Genomic DNA, 20,571 nt, shown 5'->3' with positions numbered 1-20,571 from the left:
TCGCGGGTCGCATTGGTGGCCGCCCGTCACCATATACGACATGTAGAGAGTTTGTTTACGACCTCCACCATATCTTGACGTCATACGGAGAGTCGTACAGGTTGAGTTCGCTCCCGGCCGTTGGCGTTTGTGTCTGTTCGGGAGCGCTTCAGCCCAGCAAAGTCCGTCGTCCGGCGACACCGCCGGAAGGTCCTTGCGCGTGGGCTCCACTGTTTCGGGAAACGATAGGCGCTCGAGAGCGGTTGTTTCCTCATTAGGGCTGGGACGGCTTGGACGAAGCGCCAGGCCTTATCGAACAGGGTGCGGCCTTGCGGTCGGCGCCTCGAACGAGTTGGGGACGAAGATCATGCGCATCGAGCGCCGCTACACCAAGGCCGGCCGGTCACCCTATGCGGACATCGCGTTCCGCACCGTGACGAGCGAAATCCGCAACCCGGATGGCTCCATCGTCTTCCGCCTGGAAGGGATCGAGGTGCCCGAGCACTTCTCCCAGGTCGCGAGCGACATCCTCGCGCAGAAATATTTCCGCAAGGCGGGCGTGCCGGCCCGGCTGAAGCGCGTCGAGGAGGAGACCGTCCCCTCCTTCCTGTGGCGCGGCGCGGCCGACGAGAAGGCGCTCGCCGGCCTGCCGGAGAAGGAACGCTTCATCGGCGAGGACAAGGCGACGCAGGTCTTCGACCGCCTCGCCGGCACCTGGACCTATTGGGGCTGGAAGGGCGGCTATTTCGACGGCGAGGAAGACGCGCAGGCCTTCTTCGACGAGCACCGCTACATGCTCGCCATGCAGATGGCGGCGCCCAACTCGCCGCAATGGTTCAATACCGGCCTGCACTGGGCCTATGGCATAGACGGCCCCAGCCAGGGCCATTTCTATGTCGACTACGCCACCGGCAAGCTGACCCGCTCCAAGACCTCCTACGAGCACCCGCAGCCGCATGCCTGCTTCATCCAGTCGGTGTCCGACGACCTCGTCAACGAGGGCGGCATCATGGACCTGTGGGTGCGCGAGGCGCGGCTGTTCAAATACGGCTCCGGCACCGGCTCCAACTTCTCGGCGCTGCGCGGCGAGGGCGAGCGCCTGTCCGGCGGCGGCCGCTCCTCCGGCCTGATGAGCTTCCTGAAGATCGGCGACCGCGCCGCCGGCGCCATCAAGTCGGGCGGCACCACGCGCCGCGCCGCCAAGATGGTGGTGGTCGATGCCGACCATCCCGACATCGAGACCTATGTCGACTGGAAGGTGAAGGAGGAGCAGAAGGTTGCCGCTCTCGTCACCGGCTCCAAGACCGTCGCCCGGCACATGAAGGCCGTCATGAAGGCCTGCGTGAACTGCGAGGGCGAAGGCGACGACTGCTACGACCCGGAGAAGAACACCGCCCTGAAGCGCGAGATCCGCGCCGCCAAGAAGGCGCAGGTGCCGGAGAACTATATCCGCCGCGTCATCCAGTTTGCCCGCCAGGGCTACAAGGACATCGAGTTCCCGATCTACGACACCGACTGGGATTCGGAGGCGTACCTCACCGTCGCCGGCCAGAACTCCAACAATTCGGTGCGCGTCGACGACGCCTTCCTCAATGCGGTCGGCGCCGATGCCGACTGGAACCTCACCTCGCGCACCACCGGCAAGGTGACGAAGTCGCTGAAGGCCCGCGACCTCTGGGAGAAGATCGGCCACGCCGCCTGGGCCTGCGCCGATCCCGGCATCCAGTTCCACACCACCATCAATGACTGGCACACCAGCCCGGCCGGCGGCCCGATCCGCGCCTCCAACCCGTGCTCGGAGTACATGTTCCTCGACGACACGGCGTGCAACCTCGCCTCGCTGAACCTCCTGCAGTTCCGCAATGCCGACGGCACGTTCCAGGTCGAGAGCTACGAGCATGCCTGCCGGCTGTGGACGGTGGTGCTCGAAATCTCGATCCTGATGGCGCAGTTCCCCTCCAAGGAGATCGCCAGGCTCTCCTACGAGTACCGCACCCTCGGCCTCGGCTACGCCAATATCGGCGGCCTGCTGATGACCTCCGGCATCCCCTATGATTCGCCGGCGGGCCGCGCCTATTGCGGCGCGCTGACCGCGATCATGACCGGCGTGTCCTATGCGACCTCGGCGGAGATGGCCAAGGAGCTCGGCCCCTTCCCCGGCTACGCGCCGAATGCGGAAGCCATGCTGCGCGTCATCCGCAACCACCGCCGTGCCGCCTATGGCGAGGCGGCCGGCTACGAGGCGCTCGCCACCGATCCGGTGCCGCTCGACCATGCCTCCTGCCCCGAAAAGCTGCTGATCGAGCGCGCCAAGGCGACCTGGGACCAGGCGCTGGCGCTCGGCGTCGAGCATGGCTACCGCAACGCCCAGACCACGCTGCTGGCGCCCACCGGCACCATCGGCCTGGTCATGGATTGCGACACCACCGGCATCGAGCCCGATTTCGCGCTGGTGAAGTTCAAGAAGCTGGCCGGCGGCGGCTATTTCAAGATCATCAACCGCGCCGTGCCGGAAGCGCTGCGCACGCTCGGCTATTCCGAGAGCCAGCTCGCCGAGATCGAGGCCTATGCGGTCGGCCACGGCTCGATCACCCAGGCGCCGGCGATCAATCACGGCTCGCTGCGCGCCAAGGGCTTCGACGACGCGATGCTGGCGAAGATCGACGGCAGCGTGAAGGCCGCCTTCGACATCAAGTTCGTCTTCAACCGCTGGACGCTCGGCGACGACACGCTGGCCCGGCTCGGCGTGCCCGCCGACAAGCTGGCCGATCCGGCCTTCGACCTCTTGTCCTTCCTCGGCTTCTCGAAGAAGGACATCGAGGCCGCCAATATCCACGTCTGCGGCGCCATGACGCTGGAAGGCGCGCCCTTCCTCAAGCCCGAGCACTACCCGGTATTCGACTGCGCCAATCCCTGCGGGCGCATCGGCAAGCGCTTCCTGTCGGTGGAGAGCCATATCCGCATGATGGCGGCGGCGCAGCCCTTCCTGTCGGGCGCCATCTCCAAGACCATCAACATGCCGAACGAGGCCACCGTCGAGGACTGCAAGGAGGCCTACCTGCTCTCCTGGCGCCTCGCCCTCAAGGCCAACGCGCTGTATCGCGACGGCTCCAAGCTGTCGCAGCCGCTGAACTCGCAGCTCGTCGCCGACGAGGACGACGAGGAGGATGCGGTCGAGGCGCTGCTGGAGAAGCCCGCCGCCGCCCGCACCACCCAGATCGTCGAGAAGGTGGTGGAGAAGATCGTCGAGCGCATCGTCGCCGTGCACGACCGCGAGAAGATGCCGGACCGCCGCAAGGGCTACACCCAGAAGGCGGTGGTCGGCGGCCACAAAGTCTATCTGCGCACCGGCGAATATGATGACGGTCGCCTCGGCGAGATCTTCATCGACATGCACAAGGAAGGCGCGGCTTTGCGCTCCTTCATCAACAATTTCGCCATCTCGGTGTCGCTCGGCCTGCAATATGGCGTGCCGCTGGAGGAATATGTCGACGCCTTCACCTTCACCCGCTTCGAGCCCGCCGGCCCGGTGCAGGGCAACGACACCATCAAATACGCGACGTCGATCCTCGACTACATCTTCCGCGAGCTCGCCGTCTCCTATCTCGGCCGCAACGATCTCGGCCATGTCGAGCCGTCCGAGTCGAATTTCGACGCGCTCGGCAAGGGCGTCGACGAGGGCAAGGTCGCGCCGGGCGGCGCCACCCCGGCCTCGCGCATGGTCTCCAAGGGTCTTACGCGCGGCCGCTCGGTCGGGCTGATGGTGGTGCCGTCCTCGGCGGTGCCGGGCGAGCCCCGCTCGGCCGGTGTCGCCAACGTCACCGCCCTGCGCGGCGGCCTGACCCAGGGCGCGACCGCCCTTAAGCCGGAGGCGGAAGCCGAGGACGAGGCGGCGATCGGCGAGACCAGCGCCCTGCTCTGGGCCGCGCCGGCCGCCGCCGCCCAGCCGAGCAAGGCCGAGGCCCGCGCCATTGCCCGCGCCAAGGGCTATGAGGGCGAGGCCTGCCCCGAGTGCCAGAACTTCACCATGGTCCGCAACGGCACCTGCCTGAAATGCGAGACCTGCGGCGGCACCACGGGGTGCTCGTGATCGCCGGGTAATTTCGTATAGTCTGACGAAGAGCGGCCGGGCTTGCCCGGCCGCTCGCATTTGGGGCCGCGCCTCGCGGTCCCGCCCTTGAACGAGGAGCCACTCCGTCACCGCCATAGACGGTCGCCGCAACAGCTACGAAAGGACGCGACACATGGACGACACGCAGCAAGCAGCCGAGGCCGGCGAGACCACCGCCCCCGCCGCGCAGCGCTACACCGGCACCTGCCATTGTGGCACGGTGCGCTTCGAGGCCAGCCTCGACCTGTCCGCCGCCATCGCGTGCAATTGCTCGATCTGCTCGGCCAAGGGCCTCGTCCTCGCCTTCGCGCCCATCGAGGCCTTCAGCCTCACCGCCGGCGCCGACCATCTCAACGAATACCGCTTCAACCGCCACGTCATCGGCCACATGTTCTGCACCACCTGCGGCGTCGAGCCCTTCGCCCGCGGTGCGCTGCCGGACGGCACGCAGATGGTGGCGGTGAACCTGCGCGCGCTGGAAGGCGTCGACCTCGCCGCGCTCTCCCCCACCCCCCATGACGGGCGCTCCGCCTGAGGTGGCCGATCCGGCGCGGGCGTTGCGGCCGGACGCGGCGCCGCGCCTTTCAGGCAATCGAACCCGTTCCGCGGAAATCGCAGGATCTTCGCGGCGAACCTGTCACCGCCCGTCGAACCGGGGGCGCTTCATTGTCCACCGGGTGACGGGACCCGATCGGAACGCGCTCGGGAACCGAGGTCCGCTATGGTCGAGATCCCTACCCTGCTCACCCCGCGCCTTCGGCTGCGCGCCTATCGGCTCGACGAGTTCGACGCCTATTCGGCGATGTGGAGCGAGCCCGCCGTGGTGCGCTTCATCGGCGGCGTGCCGCTGTCGCGCGAGGGCGCCTGGGGCCGCTTCCTGCGCCAGATCGGCCTCTGGCATCATCTCGGCTTCGGCTTCTTCGCCATCGAGGACCGCGCCACCGGCGCCTTCATCGGCGAGGCCGGCTTCCACGACCTGCGCCGGGCGCTGATCCCCTCGATCGAGGGCACGATGGAGGCCGGCTGGGCGCTGTCGGGCGCCATGCAGGGCAAGGGCCTCGCCGAAGAGGCGATGCGCGCGGCGCTCGACTGGGCGGCCACGCACGGGTCGGGAACCCGCATCACCTGCATGATCGAGCCCGCACATGCCGCCTCGCTCCACGTCGCCGGCAAACTCGGCTTCGTCGCGTTCGATCGGGGCGTCTACAATGGCCGGCAGATGGTGCTGCTGGAGCGGCCGCGTTCCAGCCCGAGCCGTTAGCGCCTGCCGCGGAGGAAGACGCTCCCGGCATGCGGGGCGCCGCGAGGACACGAACGCGAGGACACGAAAAAGCCGCTGGTCCGCGACGGCCCAGCGGCTTCCACGCTTGATGCCCGGAGCGCTTGATGCCCGGAGCCTTGCGACCTGGCGGTTCACGACGCCCCGGTCGGAAGGCTGTCAGCCCACGCGCAGATTGACGGCCGAGGTCTTGCCCGAGCGCTGGTCGGTCTGCAGCTCGAAGGAGATCTTCTCGCCGTCGCGCAGGCCCTGCAGGCCCGAGCGCTGAACCGCACTGATATGGACGAAAACGTCCTTGCCGCCGCTGTCGGGCTGGATGAATCCATAGCCCTTCTGATCATTGAACCACTTCACGGTGCCGGTCTGGGTCGACATAGAGGGTAGTCTCTCGCCTAAGGTTGCAGCTTGCGGCACGGCGTGCCGCATTTTCGAATTTGGAAGCAAATCTGAACCTACACCGGCTTTTGCAGGTGAAATGACCCAGTAGTCTGCCCAAAGTCGTTGAAGAGACTAGACGGAATGATCGGCAATGCAAGGGTCCCCACCGGCGAATGGGAACGCCACGAAAGAAAACCGCCGCTCCACAGGAAACGGCGGCAATCTATCGGTGAAGTGCTGGCCGGAGCCCGGCGTACTGCGCCGGTGGACCGGGTCAGAGCGGGCGCAGATTGACCGCGGAAGTCTTGCCCGAGCGCTGGTCGGTCTGCAGCTCGAAGGAGATCTTCTCGCCGTCACGCAGGCCCTGCAGGCCCGAGCGCTGCACCGCACTGATATGGACGAAAACGTCCTTGCCGCCACTATCGGGCTGGATGAATCCGTAGCCCTTCTGCTCGTTGAACCACTTAACGGTGCCGGTATCAGCCATAGGAAAACCTTCGGAAGACCATGTTATTACATACGCGACGGGTACTGGGCGTCACCGTCCACTTTGCCGCGTCTTGGCGATCCGGCGGTTCCACCTGAAGGCGGCGCGGCCATCCAGCCAAACGAGACAGCGCACAGGATGGTTAAGATTGTGGCTTTTGCACGGCAAAATATGCCGCATTCAAGCCACAATATACCATTCGGTCAGCGGCAATTGCGGCGATCGACGCGCACCACGCGGCCGTTGGACTGGCGCAGGTAGCAATTGCCGCGGCTCCAGTAATAATAGGAGCGCGCGCGCCGGTCCGACTGGCTGCCGATCACCGCCCCGGTGCCGGCGCCGATCGCGCCGCCCACCAGCGCGCCGCCGGCGCGGCCGGTCACCGCCCCGCCGATCACCGCCCCGGTCACGCCGCCGATGATGGCGCCGGTGGTGGCATTGTTCTGCGCCGCCGCCGGGGCGGCCGACAGGCTCGCCAGGCCCGCCGCGGCGAGCAGGGTGAGCGCGAAGCTGGTGCGAAGCATTGTCCTGTTTCCTCAGTGAGGGCGGCCGACGCCGCCTCGATGCCATTCCGCGCCGGACGGGCCCACCGAAGCGCCGGCGGCCCGCCCTGCCCGATTCGTCCGCCGGCGGCTCAGGCGCTTTGCGATTCCACCACCGCCACCGCGGTCATGTTGACGATGCCGCGCGCCGTCACCGAGGGGGTGAGCACATGCGCCGGCCGCGCGGTGCCGAGCAGGATCGGTCCCACCGGCAGCGCGTCGCCGAACACCTTCACCATCTGGTAGGCGATGTTGGCGGCGTCGAGATTCGGCATGACGAGGATGTTGGCCACCCCCTGCAGCCGGCTGCTCGGCAGCACGCGCTCGCGCATTTCCGGCACCAGCGCGCTGTCGCCCTCCATCTCGCCGTCCACCATCAGGTCGGGCGCGCGCTGGTGCATCAGCTCGGTCGCGCAGCGCATCTTCTGCGCGCTGGCGTCGTCGCGGCTGCCGAAGTCCGAATGCGAGACCATGGCGATGCGCGGCTCCATGCCGAAGCGCTTCACGTGGTTGGCCGCCAGCAGCGCCATCTCGACGAGGTCCTCGGCGCTCGGGTCGGTGGAGACCTGGGTGTCGCAGAGGAAGAAGGCGCCCTTCTGCGTCACCAGCATCGACAGCGCCGAAACGTCGCGCACCCCCGGCGCCAGGCCGATAATGGTGCGGATATGGCGCAGATGGCGGATGAAGCGGCCCTCGACGCCGCACAGCATGGTATCGGCGTCGCCGCGGATCACCGCCAGCGCCGCGATCACCGTCGGCGTGGTGCGCACCAGCGTACGGGCGATCTCCGGCGTGACGCCGCGGCGGCCGGCGAGTTCCACATAGGTGTGGACATAGTCGCGGTAGCGCGGATCGTCCTCCGGGTTGATCAGGTCGAAATCCTGACCGGGGCGGATCGAGAGGCCGAAGCGCTCCAGGCGGGTGTCGATCACCGCCGGGCGGCCGATCAGGATCGGGCGGGCGATGCCCTCCTCCACCACCACCTGCGCGGCGCGCAGGATGCGCTCGTCCTCGCCCTCAGCGTAGATCACCCGCTTGGGCGCCTGCTTGGCGGCGGCGAAGACCGGCTTCATCACCAGGCCGGAGCGGAACACGAAGCGGTCGAGCTGCTCCTGATAGGCGTCGAAATCGGCGATCGGCCGCTTGGCGACGCCGCTGTCCATCGCCGCCTTCGCCACCGCCGGCGCCACCCGCAGGATCAGGCGCGGGTCGAAGGGCGAGGGAATCAGCGAGGTGGCGCCGAACACCGGCGTCTCGCCGCCATAGGCGCGGGCGACCACGTCGGACGGCGTCTCGCGGGCGAGCTCGGCGATGGCGTTCACCGCCGCGATCTTCATCTCCTCGTTGATCGTCGTCGCCGCCACGTCGAGCGCGCCGCGGAAGATGAAGGGGAAGCACAGGACGTTGTTGACCTGGTTCGGGAAGTCCGAGCGCCCGGTGCAGATCATCGCGTCCGGCCGCGCCTCGCGGGCGAGGTCCGGCATGATCTCCGGGGTCGGGTTGGCGAGCGCCATGATCAGCGGCCGGTCGGCCATCGCCTTCAGCATCTCCGGCTTCAGCACGCCGCCGGCCGACAGGCCGATGAAGATGTCGGCGCCGGCGATCACCTCGGCGAGGGTGCGCTGGTCGGTCTTCTGGGCGAACACCCCCTTGTAGGGGTCCATCAGCTTCTCGCGGCCCTCATAGACCACGCCCTCGATGTCGGTGACGAAGATGTTCTCCCGCCGCGCGCCCATCGTGACCAGCAGGTTCAGCGTCGCGATGGCGGCGGCGCCGGCGCCGGAGGTGACGATCTTCACCTCCTCGATCTTCTTGCCGCCGATATGCAGCGAGTTGACGATCGCCGCCGCGACGATGATCGCCGTGCCGTGCTGGTCGTCGTGGAACACCGGGATGTTCATCTTCTCGCGCAGCTGCGCCTCGATCTCGAAGCACTCCGGCGCCTTGATGTCCTCGAGGTTGATGCCGCCGAAGGTCGGCTCCAGCGCCGCGACCACCGTCACCACGTGGTCGACTTCCAGCGCCTTGATCTCGATGTCGAACACGTCGATGCCGGCGAATTTCTTGAAGAGGACCGCCTTGCCCTCCATCACCGGCTTGGAGGCTTCCGGCCCGATATTGCCGAGCCCCAGCACCGCCGTGCCGTTCGACACCACGGCGACCAGGTTCTGCTTGATGGTCAGCTCGGCGGCCAGCGACACGTCGGCGGCGATGGCCTCGCACACCGCGGCCACGCCGGGTGTGTAGGCGAGAGCCAGGTCGCGCTGGTTGGCAAGCGGCTTGGTCGCCTGGATTTCGAGCTTACCCGGCCGGGGAAGCCGGTGATAGACCAGCGCACCCGAACGCAGGTCGTCGGAGATATAAGAGGCCATGAACGTTTCCTTCTCGGAAATTCTGGGCGGAGAATAGGCAATCCATGCTGCGGTACAACGACTTTCCGAATTTGTAATGCTCGTCTTTCGACGGTTCGTTATGGTCTGACCGCAGTTGGGGGCGGACCATGTCCGCCAAGGGAAACCGATTTCAGGTCACGGCTTCATGCGCAAGACATTCCTCGTCGCCATCGCGGCGCTTTTCCTGGTGGGTGTCGGCGGCTATTTCGGCGTCGGCCTCTATGCCAATTACGAGGCGCGACGGCAGATCGACGCACTGATGGCCTCGCTTCGGGCCGATGGCATCAATGCCAGCCACGGCGCCGTCGGCTTCGACCTGTTCAAGCGGCAGCTCGACCTCAAGGACCTCGTCGTCGAAGCCCCCGGCCAGGGCAGCCTGCGAATCGCCTCGCTGACCGCCACCGGGCTCTCCCAGCCGGCACCGGACCGCCTCGCCGCCGCGCAGGTGGAGATCCGCGGGCTCAGCACCGAGGGGCCGCTGCCGCTGGCGCCGGACGTGCAGGGCCGCTTCAACGCGCCGCTGGTCTCCCTCACCGATTTCGTCGGCCCGACCCAGCTCACCGTCGCCAGCCAGGAACCCTGGCCGCTGGCGCTCGCCTATGTCGAGGCGACCCATATCGGCCGCATCGACATCCCCGCCTCCTCCGGCTCGACCGCCACCGGCGAGGCGACCACGCGGGTGGAGACCGACGCCACCTATGGCGCCATCGCCGTCGAGGGCGTCGAGGGCGGCAGGATCGTCCGCAGCGCGGTGGAATCGACGGTGTTCCAGGTCGGCGGCGCCCCGGCGGCGGCGGCGCAGGGAGAGATCGGCCCGGTCGTCGCCGAGAATGTCGATATCGGCGCCATGCTGGTGCTGCTCGATCCGGCCCGGCGCCTGCAGGAGACCGATTTCCGCATCGTCTACGGCTCGGTGCGGGCGCAGAACTACCGTTTCCGCGCCGAGAACGGCACCGCCCAGCAATGGGCGTCGATGAGCGTGCGCGACGTCGCCCTGCAGCCGGCCGGCGTGCCGGCCGAGGAACTGCTCGCCATCGGCGAGCGCATCCGCCAGCTGGCGGCGGCGGGTGAGCAGCCGGCCGCCGACGAGGTCGCCGACCTGCTCACCGGCATTGCCGGCGCCTATGACGCGCTGCGCATCGGCGGCGCCAGCTTCGAGGGCATGGAGGCCAAGCAGCCGGACGGCACCGACATCTCCGTGAAGAGCATCGCGCTGGGCAGGCTCGACGGCGGCCGCCTCGACCTGCTGGCGGTAGAGGGCCTCGCGGGCAAGGAACCCGACGGCGGCACCTTCGCCCTAGACCGTCTCGCGCTGGGCGGGCTGCGGCCGGGCGCCACGCTGCGCTTTGCGGCGGAGGCGGCGGTCAGCCCGCTGATGGCCCGCGATCCCGCCTCGCTGGTCCGCCTCATGGGCATGTTCGGCAGCGTCGAGGTTTCCGGCCTGAAAGTGCCGGTCGCCGACAAGGGCGAGCCGGCGCATCTCGACACGCTGGCGCTGTCCTGGGACGCCGCCGACGGCGCGGTGCCGACCCGCATCGCCTTCAAGCTACGCGCCTCCGGCCCCACCGCCGGCATGCAGCAGGGCGACGCGCTGTCGCTGCTGGTGCCCGACAATGTCGCCCGCGCCAGCGTCTCGGTGGATATCGGCGCCAAATGGAGCGAGGCCGACAGGACGGTGATCGTCGATCCGGTCTATGCGGAAATGTCGGATTCCTTCGCCTTCAGCGCCAAGGCGCGGCTCGGCCATGTCGACGCCGCCGCCTTCTCGCCGAACCCCTCGGCGGCGCTCGGCGCGGCGATGGCGGCCAATATCGACATGGTGCAGTTCACGCTCACCGATTCCGGCATCTACCAGCTGAAGCTGGAGGAGGCCGCGCGCGAGCAGGGCGTGACGCCGGAGATGGTGCGCCAGCTTCTCGCCGGCTTTGCGGAGATGATGCTCGGCCCGCTCGCCGGCGACCGGCCGGACCTCGATCCGGCGGTGCAGGCCATCGTCGCCTTCTTCCAGAAGCCGATGGGCACGCTGTCGCTGCGCCTCACCCCGCGCTCGGCATCGCTGCCGCTGCTGATGGCGCTGGAAGCCGCGCGCAACGACCCGACGACCCTGCTCGACGAGGTGAATGTCGAGGTGGTGACGCCCTGAGGGGCGCCTCGCCGCCCACCGGGGACGAACCCGCCGGAGACACAGGCTCCGGCGGTTCCCTCACTTCTCCTGCACGTTGGTGCGGATATGCAGCTCGCGCAGCTGCTTGGGGCTCGCCGGCGCCGGCGCGCCCATCAATATGTCCTGCGCCTGCTGGTTCATCGGGAAGATCGAGATCTCGCGCAGGTTCGACACGCCGCAGAGCAGCATGACGATGCGGTCGACGCCGGCCGCCATGCCGCCATGCGGAGGCGCGCCGTACTGGAAGGCACGGTACATGCCGCCGAAGCGCTCGCGCACCGTCTCCTCGCCATAGCCGGCGATCTCGAACGCCTTCACCATCGCCTCGGGGCGGTGGTTGCGGATGCCGCCGGAGGCGATCTCGTAGCCGTTGCAGGCGATGTCGTACTGGAACGCCTTGATGGTGAGCGGGTCCTGCCCGTTCAGCGCGTCGAGGCCGCCCTGCGGCATCGAGAACGGGTTGTGCGAGAAATCGACCTTCTTCTCGTCCTCGTTCCACTCATACATCGGGAAGTCGACGATCCAGGCCAGCTCGAAGCGGTCGAAATCGACCAGCTTCAGCTCCTCGCCGACCTTGGTGCGCGCCGAGCCGGCGAACTTCACGAACTTCTCCGGGTTGCCGGCCACGAAGAAGGCGGCATCGCCGGCGCCGAGCCCGAGCTGCTGGCGGATCGCCTCGGTGCGCTCGGGACCGATATTGTTGGCGAGCGGGCCGGCGCCCGGAATTTCAGAAGATTCCTGGCCTTCGCGCCACATGATGTAGCCCAGCCCCGGCTGGCCCTCGCCCTGCGCCCAGGAGTTCATCCGGTCGCAGAACGCGCGCGAGCCACCCGTCGGGCCGGGGATCGCCCACACCTCGTTCTTCGGGTCTTCGAGCATGCGGGCGAACACCTTGAAGCCCGAGCCGCGGAAATGCTCGGAGACCTCCTGCATCTCCAGCGGGTTGCGCAGGTCCGGCTTGTCGGTGCCGTATTTGCGCATCGAGACCGCATAGGGAATGCGCGGCCAGTCCTTCGTCACCGGCTTGCCCTGCGCGAACTGCTCGAACACGCCGGTGATCACCGGCTGGACGGCGGCGAACACGTCGTCCTGCTCGACGAAGCTCATCTCCAGGTCGAGCTGGTAGAACTCGCCCGGCAGCCGGTCGGCGCGCGGGTCCTCGTCGCGGAAGCAGGGGGCGATCTGGAAGTAGCGGTCGAAGCCGCTCATCATGATCAGCTGCTTGTATTGCTGCGGCGCCTGCGGCAGCGCGTAGAAGGTGCCGGGATGAATGCGGCTCGGCACCAGGAAGTCGCGCGCGCCCTCCGGCGAGGAGGCGGTGAGGATCGGCGTCTGGAACTCGAAGAAGCCCTGCCCCTTCATGCCGCTGCGCATGGCGTCGATGATGGCGCCGCGGGTCATGATGTTCTTGTGCAGCTTCTCGCGGCGCAGGTCGAGGAAGCGGTAGCGCAGCCGCGTCTCTTCCGGGTAGTCGATATCGCCGAACACCGGCAGCGGCAGCTCGGCGGAAGGTCCCAGCACCTCGATCTCGGTGGCATACATCTCGACGTCGCCGGTCGGCAGCTCGGCGTTGGTGGTGCCCTCGGGGCGGTTGCGCACCCGGCCGTCGACGCGGATCACCCATTCGGCGCGCACGGTCTCGGCCAGCTTGAAGGCCGGGCTGTCGGGATCGACCACCACCTGCGTCAGGCCGTAATGGTCGCGCAGGTCGATGAACAGCACGCCGCCATGGTCGCGGATGCGGTGGCACCAGCCGGAAAGCCGCGCGGCCTGGCCGACATCGCTGGCGCGAAGGGCCCCGCAGGTGTGCGAGCGATAGCGATGCATGGCGTAACCTCAACCCGAATGCCGGCAGACGAACGAAAACACCCCTCCACGGGGAGCCCCGAAAGGGCGCGCGGAGGGGTGCAACGCAGGCACGGCTTTGTCAAGAAAAGTCGGATGTTTCCGGCGTCTCAGACGCCGCGATCGATCACGGCACGTAGGTCAGCGTCAGCCCGGCGACGCCCAGCGCCAGCGACGCCCCGACATTGCCCTGCACCGAAATCGGGTTGAGCGCGAAGGACTTGTCCGAGCCGACCAGCGCATTGGCGCCGACGCCGACGCCGAGCGCGATGTCGCCCGACACGCCGGCATATTTGCCCGCCAGCGCGCCCGGCTTCACCTGGTCGGTCAGGGCGAGCACGCCCCAGGTCATCATGCCGGCGCCGGTGACGCCGAGATCGAGGCCGATCTGCTCGATCGTGCCCTTGTAATTGGTGGCCGGGCCGGAGCTGGGGTTGAAGGTGCAGCTCAGCTGCTGCTTGGAGGTCACGATCATGCCGATGCTGGCGCCGGCATTGCAGACGAGCACACCGGCCTGCACCCGGTCGGCCGCGGAGGCCGGAACGGCGAAAGCGGCACCCGCCGCCACGGCGGCAAGAGCGAAGAGCGTCTTCTTCATGGTTGCAATCCCTTTACGGAGCGGCCTGTTGCCGGACGCTCATGCCGATGGAAGCTAGCTTCCGATGGTTAACGCTTTCGCATGATTCCGGCGGATTCGCGGTCGTTTCCGCGGCGCTCTTCGGCTATGAAAAGCGAACCATGGACATGATCACGACCACCGATTCCCTCGCCGCCGCCTGCGAACGCCTCTCGAAGCACCCGTTCGTCACCGTCGACACCGAATTCCTGCGCGAAAGCACCTTCTGGCCGAAGCTGTGCGTGGTGCAGCTCGCCAGCACGGACGAAGCCGTGGTGGTCGACGCGGTCGCCGACGGGCTCGACCTCGCCCCGCTGTTCGCGCTGATGGCGAACGACAAGGTGCTCAAGGTGTTCCATGCCGGAAGGCAGGACATCGAGATCGTCTGGCACCTCGCCGGCATCATCCCGCATCCGGTGTTCGACACCCAGGTCGCCGCCATGGTGCTCGGCCATGGCGACAGCATCTCCTACGACCAGCTGGTGCAGCGCCTCACCGGCCACATGCTCGACAAGTCGCTGCGCTTCACCGACTGGTCGCGCCGCCCGCTCAGCGCCGCCCAGATCGCCTATGCCGAGGCCGACGTCACCCATCTGCGCGACGTCTACCGCAAGCTCGACGCCGACCTCGTCCGCCGCGGCCGCGCCGAATGGGTGCAGGAGGAGATGGCGGTGCTCATCTCGCCGGACACCTATCGCCAGGAGCCCGAGCGCGCCTGGGAGCGGCTGCGCACGCGGGTGCGCAAGCCCAAGGACCTCGCCGTGCTGATGGAGGTCGCCGCCTGGCGCGAGCGCGAGGCGCAGGCCCGCGACATTCCGCGCTCGCGCATCCTCAAGGACGAGGTGCTCGGCGAGATCGCCTCGCAGCACCCGACCACGCCGGAGCGGCTTGCCGGGCTGCGCTCCATCCCCAAGGGCTTCGAGCGCTCGCGCACCGGCGAGCAGATCCTGGAAGCGGTGCGCGCCGGCCTCGACCGCGACCCCAAGACGCTGCCGCCGATCGAGCGCGAGCGGCCGCTGTCCAACGGCGCCTCGGCCACGGTCGAGCTGCTCAAGGTGCTGCTGCGCATGACCTCGGAGCAGCACGGCGTCGCCGCCAAGGTGATCGCCACCGTCGACGACCTCGAGCGCATCGCCGCCGAGGGCGAGCCGAACGTCCCGGCCATGGCCGGCTGGCGGCGCGAGCTGTTCGGCGAGCAGGCGCTGGCGCTGAAGGACGGACGCCTGGCCCTCGCCATGCAGCGCGGCCGGGTGATAGCGCTGCCGCGCAACGGCGAGGGGTGAGCCGCGTCGGGAATCGGCGCCGCACGCCGCCCCACCTTGGTTACGCCACGGAAGAGCCGAAACACGGCCCAAATCGAACACCTTGATACCCGCGGCCCGGTTCATCGCCGGCCGAGTCTCGGGTTCCGGGGGGTACATATGGCCTATACGCTCGATCTTCCGCCGAATGCGGGCACGCCCATGCCCGACCTGTCGCGGGTACAGCATGCCAGGCGGCGGACGATCTTCCTGATCACCCTCCCCGCTCTGGCGCTGTTCCCCTTCGTCCGCTCGATCTGGGACTGGCAGGGCCCGATGCAGGAATGGGTGGAGAATATCGGCTTCAGCCTGGTGCTGATCGCCATCCTCGGCCGCTGCTGGTCCTCGCTCTATATCGGCGGGCGCAAGATGAGGGACCTGGTGGAACGCGGACCGTTCTCGATCGTGCGCAACCCGCTCTATGTCTTTTCCTTCATCGGCGCCTTCGGCATGGGGGCGTGCAGCGGCAGCGTGGTTCTGGCCCTCGCCTTCCTCGCCATCGCCTATGCGGTGTTCCACGGCGTGGTGCGCAAGGAGGAAGCCGCGCTGCTCGCCCTGTTCGGCGAGCCCTATGCCGCCTATTGCCGCCGCGTGCCGCGCTTCCTCCCGCATCTTACCCGGTGGCACGACGAGCCCGTGCTGGAGATCCAGCCGCGGCGCGTCGTGCGCACGCTCATCGACGCCCTGCCCTTCGTCCTCGCCATGCCGATGTTCGAGGTGATCGGCATGCTGCAGCTGGACGGCACGCTGCCGGTCCTGCTGCACCTGCCCTAGGGCATTTTCGAGCGAAGTGGGTACCGGTTCGCGTGAAGAAAATGCGTATCGACAAAGGCTTAGGACAATTTCGGCGAACTGGGGTTCACCGGAATTGCTCTAGCGCGCCGTCCGCCTAGGTCAGCAGCACCGGCTCGCGGCCGATCAGCCGCGCCAGCGTGCGCACCCGGCTGGCGAGGCGCTCGCCGGCCAGCGGGGCGAGCTCGCCCTCCAGATGCAGCACCAGCCGGCCGCGGTCGACCGTCATCGGCGCCACCGGCAGCGTGCCCGGCATCGCGGCCGACAGGATATAGGCGACCCGCATCGCCGCGCCGAGGATGCGCGCCCGGTCCAGGAGCCGGGTCGAGACCAGCTCGCGGATGCGCGGGGAGAGGTCCTCGTCGATCAGCCCGACATGCCGGTAATAGATGGCCAGCGCCAGGAAGGCGCGGCTCGGATGATCGAGGCCGATGAAGGAGGCGTGGGCGATCAGATTGAGGCTCTGCTCGCCGCGATAGTCGGGATGCGCCCGCCAGCCGATATCGGCGAGCAGGCAGGCGGCGTGGCGCAGCCGCTTCTCCTCGCCGCTCTCCTCGATGCCGCTGGACGCCATGAAGCGGTCGGTCCAGGCGATCAGTTCCTCGCCATGGCGCGGCGAGCGCGAGCGCAGCTCGTTCAGCTCGGCGGTGGCGGCGATCAGCGGGTCGATCCGGCGCTGCTCTTCCGGCAGCGCCTCGAACAGCAGCCCCTCGCGCACGCCCTGCGCCGAGACGTAGACGTTCGCCGGCTTGCCGATGCGGATGATGTGCTCCAGCACCACCGCGCCATAGGCGAGCAGCGGCCGGCGCACGTCCGACACCGTGTCGATGCGCGACAGCGTGTCGATCGGCACCCGGCGGATCAGGCGCACATATTCCAGCGCCTCCTTGGCCGGGATGACGTAGCCGTGCATCACGTGCAGCGGATAGCCGCGCTGGAACATGTGCAGCCGCGCCAGCGCCCGCCAGGTGCCGCCCACCGCGTAGAAGGTGCGCCCCTTCAGGTGCTCCAGCCGCGGCTCCTTGGCGAACGCGTCGCGGACGATCTTGTCGGCCTTCTTCAGCGAGCGGCCGGAAAGCTCCTGCAAGGCGAGGCCGCCGAGCTGGAAGGTCACGCCCGAGCCGATATGGTGGCCGTGCACGTCGGCGAGCTCCAGCGAGCCGCCACCGAGATCGCCGACCACGCCATTGGCGTGGTGCACGCCGGAGATGATGCCCATCGCCGAGAGCTGCGCCTCGCGCTTGCCGGAGAGCAGCTCGACCTCGGTGCGGCAGATCTCGGTGCAGGCGGCGACGAATTCCGGCCCGTTGGCGGCATCGCGCGCCGCCGCAGTGGCGAGCACATGCACCGCGCCGACCCCCATGCGGTCGCAGAGCGCGCGGAAGCGGCGCAGCGCGTTGAGCGCCCTCGCCACCGCCTCGGCGTTCAGCCGGCCGGTGGTGGCGACTTCGCGGCCGAGCGCGCAGGAGGCCTTCTCATTGAAGATCGGCGTCGGCGAGCGCGACAGGCGCTCGTAGACCACGAGGCGAACCGAGTTGGAGCCGATGTCGATGACCGCCACCGGCTCGCCGGAGACGAGGCGCGTGGACGCCCCGCGAACAAGATCGCTCATGCCGTCACGCACGGCCCCGACGTCGGACGAGGTTTCGCGGCGAGGATTCCTTGAGCGATTTGCCACGTCCCGACAGGCTCGGATTGGTCATGAAATATTGCTGGGCATTGAAGGGCTCGACGCCCTCGTCGGGCACTATGCGTTGCGAGGACCCGTCCGGCAAGACGCGCCAGCTCTGCTGGTTGTCCTCGAAATTGGCGACCATGATCTGGTCGAGGATCTGCATGTGCACCGTCGGGTTGGTGATCGGGCACAGCGCCTCGACGCGCCGGTCGAGATTGCGCGGCATCAGGTCGGCGGAGGAGATGTACAGCGCCGCCTCGGCATGCGGCAGGCCGTGGCCGTTGCCGAAGCAGTAGATGCGCCCGTGCTCGAGGAAGCGCCCGACGATCGACTTCACGCGGATATTGTCGGAGAGCCCCGGCACGCCGGGCCGCAGGCAGCAGATGCCGCGCACCACGATATCCACGGAAACCCCGGCCTGGCTGGCGCGGTACAGGCCGTCGATGATCATCGGATCGACCAGCGAATTCATCTTCAGCCAGATCGCCGCCGGCCGGCCGGCTTTGGCGAACTCGATCTCGGCGTCGATATGGTCGAGGATGCGCGGCTTCAGCGTCAGCGGCGACACCGACATCGCCTCCAGCCCGGCGGGCTCGGCATAGCCGGTGATGTAGTTGAAGATGCGCGCCACGTCGCGCCCGAGCACCGGGTCGGCGGTGAAGAAGGACAGGTCGGTATAGATGCGCGCGGTGAACGGGTGGTAGTTGCCGGTGCCGACATGGCAGTAGCTCGCCAGCGAGCCGCCCTCGCGCCGCACCACCAGCGACAGCTTGGCATGGGTCTTCAGCTCCAGGAAGCCGAACACCACCTGCACGCCGGCACGCTCCAGGTCGCGCGCCCAGCGGATATTGGCCTCCTCGTCGAAGCGCGCCTTCAGCTCGATCAGCGCCGTCACCGACTTGCCGGCCTCGGCGGCTTCCGCCAGCGCCTTCACGATCGGGCTGTCGGAGGAGGTGCGGTACAGCGTCTGCTTGATGGCGACCACGTTGGGGTCGCGCGCCGCCTGCCGCAGGAACTGCACCACCACGTCGAAGGATTCGTAGGGATGATGGACCACCAGGTCCTTCTCGCGGATCGCCGCGAAACAGTCGCCGGCATGGTCGCGGATGCGCTCGGGGAAGCGCGGGTTGTACGGCTTGAACTTCAGGTCCGGCCGGTCGACGCCGACCAGCTGGCTGAACTCGTTCAGCGCCAGCACGCCGTCGACGAGGAAGATCTCGTCGTCGCTGACGCCCAGCTCGCGGGCGACGAAGGTGCGCAGCTCCGCCGGCATGGCGGCGTCGACCTCCATGCGGATCACCTGGCCGAGCCGGCGGCGCTTCAGCGCGCTCTCGAACTGGCGCATCAGGTCCTCGGCCTCTTCCTCGACTTCGAGGTCGCTGTCGCGGATGACGCGGAAGCTGCCCTGCCCGCGCACCTGGTAGCCGGGAAACAGCCGGCCGATGAACAGGCCGATCATCTGTTCGAGGCTGATGAAGCGCACCGCGCCGTCCTCGCCGTCCGGCAGCCGCACGAAGCGGTCGATCTTGGCCGGCACGCGGATCAGCGCGCTCATCGTGCGCCCGTCGACGATGCGCGAAAGCTGCAGCGCCAGCGAGAAGCCGAGATTGGGGATGAAGGGGAAGGGATGCGCCGGGTCGATGGCGAGCGGGGTCAGCACCGGGAACACATGGCTGAGGAAGAACTCGTCCAGCAGCGCCCGGTCGGTCTTCAGCACGTCGGCACCGTCCACCAGCACGACGCCGATCGCCGCGAGCTCGCCGCGCAGCTCGCGCCAGCGCGCCTGCTGGTCGAGGCCGAGCGCGGCGGCGGCGGCGGCGATCAGCGGCAGCTGATCGGCGGGGGTCAGGCCGTCCGGGCTCCTGCCGCCATAGCCTTCGCGCACCTGCTCCTTGAGGCCGGCGACGCGCACCATGAAGAACTCGTCGAGATTATTGGCCGAGATCGACAGGAAGCGCAGCTGCTCGAGGATCGGATGCGCCTTGTTCGACGCCTCCTCGAGCACGCGGCGGTTGAACTGCAGCCAGGACAGTTCGCGGTTGATGAACCGCTCCGGCGAGGCCATCAGGTCGGTTTCGAGCCGATGCGCCGGCAGGTCGTCCGGCGCCGGCGGGGACACGGTCGCTTCGGTCATCGGCTCCACGTCGGTCTCCATGAGTGCTGTCGGTTCCGCCGGCGGGACAAGAGTCCCCTTTTTCCGGCGGGAAGGTCGCCGGGCATCGTGACGACTGGATGACATAGAGCGTCTCACCTTTGGTCAATGGTCTTCAAGGCCGTCTCCGGCGACGGCGCCTCGTCCGATTCGTCGTCGCCGCCAGCCTCGGCGTGCGCCCGCAGCAGCTCGGCGGCGAGCGCGCGGGTCAGCGGCCGCCTGCGGGCCAGCGCCTCGCGGTCGAGCTCGGCGATCAGGGCGCCGATGGCGGCATAGGAACGCTCGACGCGGGCCGTCAGATAGCCGATCAGCGCCTCGTCGGGGGTGATCTGCCGGTCGGCGAACAGCTTGACCGCCACCGCCGCCATCAGATGGTCGTCCGGGGCGCCGAGCCGCACCACCGGCATCGCCCTCAGCCGCGAGGCGAGGTCGCGGGTGGCGAGCCGCTCGGCGAGCGCCGCCGGCAGCTGGCGCGAGGTGACCAGCAGGCTGGCGCGCTGCTCGCCGACGAGATTGAGCAGGTGGAACAGCGCCGCCTCGTCGAGGCGCGCCTCCCCTTCCCCCTCTTCCCCGAGGTCCTCCAGCACCAGCGCCCCGGCGGCGAGCGCACCGGGCACCGCCTCGCCGGTCAGCGCCGCCGCCTTGATGACCGGGGCCCCGCTCGCCTCGGCGAACAGCGCCGCGAGATGCGACTTGCCGGAGCCCGGCGGCCCGACGATCGCCACCGCCCGCGCCGGCCAGTCCGGCCAGCGGTCGATCAGCGCCAGCGCCGGCTCGTTCGCCGGCCCGACCAGGAAATCGGCGCGCGTGCGGTTCTCCACCGGCGGCAGGTCGAGCGGCAATTGGCGGGCGGACAT

Annotated in this window: 15 protein-coding genes; 6 read left to right on the top strand and 9 right to left on the bottom strand. The window is 68.4% G+C overall.

What is annotated here, in order from left to right:
- Window positions 1–346 precede the first annotated feature (346 nt).
- From AC1RU4_RS01905 to AC1RU4_RS01895, 3 genes are all read left to right on the top strand, one after another.
- Entirely contained in the window at window positions 347–4,069 is a 3,723-nt protein-coding gene (locus AC1RU4_RS01905) for a vitamin B12-dependent ribonucleotide reductase (protein ID WP_492889293.1), read from the top strand.
- Between the two features lie 154 nt (window positions 4,070–4,223).
- Window positions 4,224–4,625 (top strand): GFA family protein, encoded by a 402-nt coding sequence (locus AC1RU4_RS01900; RefSeq protein ID WP_492889292.1) that lies wholly within the window; start codon window positions 4,224–4,226, stop codon window positions 4,623–4,625.
- Window positions 4,626–4,811: 186 nt separating this feature from the next.
- Entirely contained in the window at window positions 4,812–5,351 is a 540-nt protein-coding gene (locus tag AC1RU4_RS01895) for a GNAT family N-acetyltransferase (protein ID WP_492889291.1), read from the top strand.
- Between the two features lie 177 nt (window positions 5,352–5,528).
- Here the strand turns inward: AC1RU4_RS01895 and AC1RU4_RS01890 are convergent, their stop codons facing one another.
- From AC1RU4_RS01890 to AC1RU4_RS01875, 4 genes are all read right to left on the bottom strand, one after another.
- On the bottom strand, window positions 5,529–5,744 hold the full coding sequence (locus AC1RU4_RS01890) for a cold-shock protein (RefSeq protein WP_492889290.1): 216 nt from the start codon (window positions 5,742–5,744) through the stop codon (window positions 5,529–5,531).
- Window positions 5,745–6,021: 277 nt separating this feature from the next.
- Entirely contained in the window at window positions 6,022–6,234 is a 213-nt protein-coding gene (locus AC1RU4_RS01885; RefSeq protein ID WP_013165948.1) for a cold-shock protein, read from the bottom strand.
- 203 nt (window positions 6,235–6,437) lie between these two features.
- Window positions 6,438–6,758 (bottom strand): YMGG-like glycine zipper-containing protein, encoded by a 321-nt coding sequence (locus tag AC1RU4_RS01880; protein WP_492889289.1) that lies wholly within the window; start codon window positions 6,756–6,758, stop codon window positions 6,438–6,440.
- A gap of 110 nt (window positions 6,759–6,868) precedes the next feature.
- Window positions 6,869–9,148, bottom strand: coding sequence for an NADP-dependent malic enzyme (locus AC1RU4_RS01875; protein WP_492889288.1), 2,280 nt, complete (start codon window positions 9,146–9,148; stop codon window positions 6,869–6,871).
- 166 nt (window positions 9,149–9,314) lie between these two features.
- Between AC1RU4_RS01875 and AC1RU4_RS01870 the strand changes: the two genes are divergently transcribed.
- Entirely contained in the window at window positions 9,315–11,312 is a 1,998-nt protein-coding gene (locus AC1RU4_RS01870) for an aq_1923 C-terminal domain (RefSeq protein WP_492889287.1), read from the top strand.
- Between the two features lie 60 nt (window positions 11,313–11,372).
- Here AC1RU4_RS01870 and aspS read toward each other — a convergent pair whose 3' ends face one another.
- Window positions 11,373–13,160: an aspartate--tRNA ligase gene (gene aspS, locus AC1RU4_RS01865; protein WP_492889286.1), complete on the bottom strand. Its 1,788-nt coding sequence runs from the start codon at window positions 13,158–13,160 to the stop codon at window positions 11,373–11,375.
- A 145-nt stretch (window positions 13,161–13,305) separates the two neighbouring features.
- Window positions 13,306–13,776 carry a DUF992 domain-containing protein gene (locus AC1RU4_RS01860; protein WP_492889285.1) on the bottom strand — a complete coding sequence of 157 codons (471 nt, stop codon included), beginning with the start codon at window positions 13,774–13,776 and terminating at the stop codon, window positions 13,306–13,308.
- 140 nt (window positions 13,777–13,916) lie between these two features.
- Here AC1RU4_RS01860 and rnd point away from each other — a divergent pair, with 140 nt between their 5' ends.
- On the top strand, window positions 13,917–15,077 hold the full coding sequence (rnd, locus tag AC1RU4_RS01855; protein WP_492889283.1) for a ribonuclease D: 1,161 nt from the start codon (window positions 13,917–13,919) through the stop codon (window positions 15,075–15,077).
- 138 nt (window positions 15,078–15,215) lie between these two features.
- Complete coding sequence (locus AC1RU4_RS01850) at window positions 15,216–15,869, top strand: methyltransferase family protein (protein ID WP_492889282.1); 654 nt, start codon at window positions 15,216–15,218, stop codon at window positions 15,867–15,869.
- Between the two features lie 115 nt (window positions 15,870–15,984).
- Here the strand turns inward: AC1RU4_RS01850 and ppx are convergent, their stop codons facing one another.
- The 3 genes from ppx to AC1RU4_RS01835 all read right to left on the bottom strand — a co-directional run bounded on the left by ppx (window position 15,985) and on the right by AC1RU4_RS01835 (window position 20,571).
- Window positions 15,985–17,499, bottom strand: a complete 1,515-nt coding sequence (gene ppx / locus AC1RU4_RS01845; RefSeq protein ID WP_492889281.1) for an exopolyphosphatase — start codon at window positions 17,497–17,499, stop codon at window positions 15,985–15,987.
- A 4-nt stretch (window positions 17,500–17,503) separates the two neighbouring features.
- Window positions 17,504–19,696, bottom strand: a complete 2,193-nt coding sequence (locus AC1RU4_RS01840; RefSeq protein ID WP_492889412.1) for an RNA degradosome polyphosphate kinase — start codon at window positions 19,694–19,696, stop codon at window positions 17,504–17,506.
- Between the two features lie 113 nt (window positions 19,697–19,809).
- Window positions 19,810–20,571, bottom strand: a complete 762-nt coding sequence (locus AC1RU4_RS01835; protein ID WP_492889280.1) for a P-loop NTPase family protein — start codon at window positions 20,569–20,571, stop codon at window positions 19,810–19,812.

The organism is Ancylobacter sp. GW821-FHT10E12, from assembly GCF_058809335.1.
Note: the sequence above shows the minus strand (reverse complement) of the source record. Positions and strands in the feature narration are given on the sequence as shown.

Coding starts and splice junctions, on each gene's coding strand:
- AC1RU4_RS01905 (WP_492889293.1), top strand. CDS start 347: ATGCGCATCGAGCGCCGCTACACCAAGGCCGGCCGGTCACCCTATGCG.
- AC1RU4_RS01900 (WP_492889292.1), top strand. CDS start 4,224: ATGGACGACACGCAGCAAGCAGCCGAGGCCGGCGAGACCACCGCCCCC.
- AC1RU4_RS01895 (WP_492889291.1), top strand. CDS start 4,812: ATGGTCGAGATCCCTACCCTGCTCACCCCGCGCCTTCGGCTGCGCGCC.
- AC1RU4_RS01890 (WP_492889290.1), bottom strand. CDS start 5,744: ATGTCGACCCAGACCGGCACCGTGAAGTGGTTCAATGATCAGAAGGGC.
- AC1RU4_RS01885 (WP_013165948.1), bottom strand. CDS start 6,234: ATGGCTGATACCGGCACCGTTAAGTGGTTCAACGAGCAGAAGGGCTAC.
- AC1RU4_RS01880 (WP_492889289.1), bottom strand. CDS start 6,758: ATGCTTCGCACCAGCTTCGCGCTCACCCTGCTCGCCGCGGCGGGCCTG.
- AC1RU4_RS01875 (WP_492889288.1), bottom strand. CDS start 9,148: ATGGCCTCTTATATCTCCGACGACCTGCGTTCGGGTGCGCTGGTCTAT.
- AC1RU4_RS01870 (WP_492889287.1), top strand. CDS start 9,315: ATGCGCAAGACATTCCTCGTCGCCATCGCGGCGCTTTTCCTGGTGGGT.
- aspS (WP_492889286.1), bottom strand. CDS start 13,160: ATGCATCGCTATCGCTCGCACACCTGCGGGGCCCTTCGCGCCAGCGAT.
- AC1RU4_RS01860 (WP_492889285.1), bottom strand. CDS start 13,776: ATGAAGAAGACGCTCTTCGCTCTTGCCGCCGTGGCGGCGGGTGCCGCT.
- rnd (WP_492889283.1), top strand. CDS start 13,917: ATGGACATGATCACGACCACCGATTCCCTCGCCGCCGCCTGCGAACGC.
- AC1RU4_RS01850 (WP_492889282.1), top strand. CDS start 15,216: ATGGCCTATACGCTCGATCTTCCGCCGAATGCGGGCACGCCCATGCCC.
- ppx (WP_492889281.1), bottom strand. CDS start 17,499: ATGAGCGATCTTGTTCGCGGGGCGTCCACGCGCCTCGTCTCCGGCGAG.
- AC1RU4_RS01840 (WP_492889412.1), bottom strand. CDS start 19,696: ATGACCGAAGCGACCGTGTCCCCGCCGGCGCCGGACGACCTGCCGGCG.
- AC1RU4_RS01835 (WP_492889280.1), bottom strand. CDS start 20,571: ATGTCCGCCCGCCAATTGCCGCTCGACCTGCCGCCGGTGGAGAACCGC.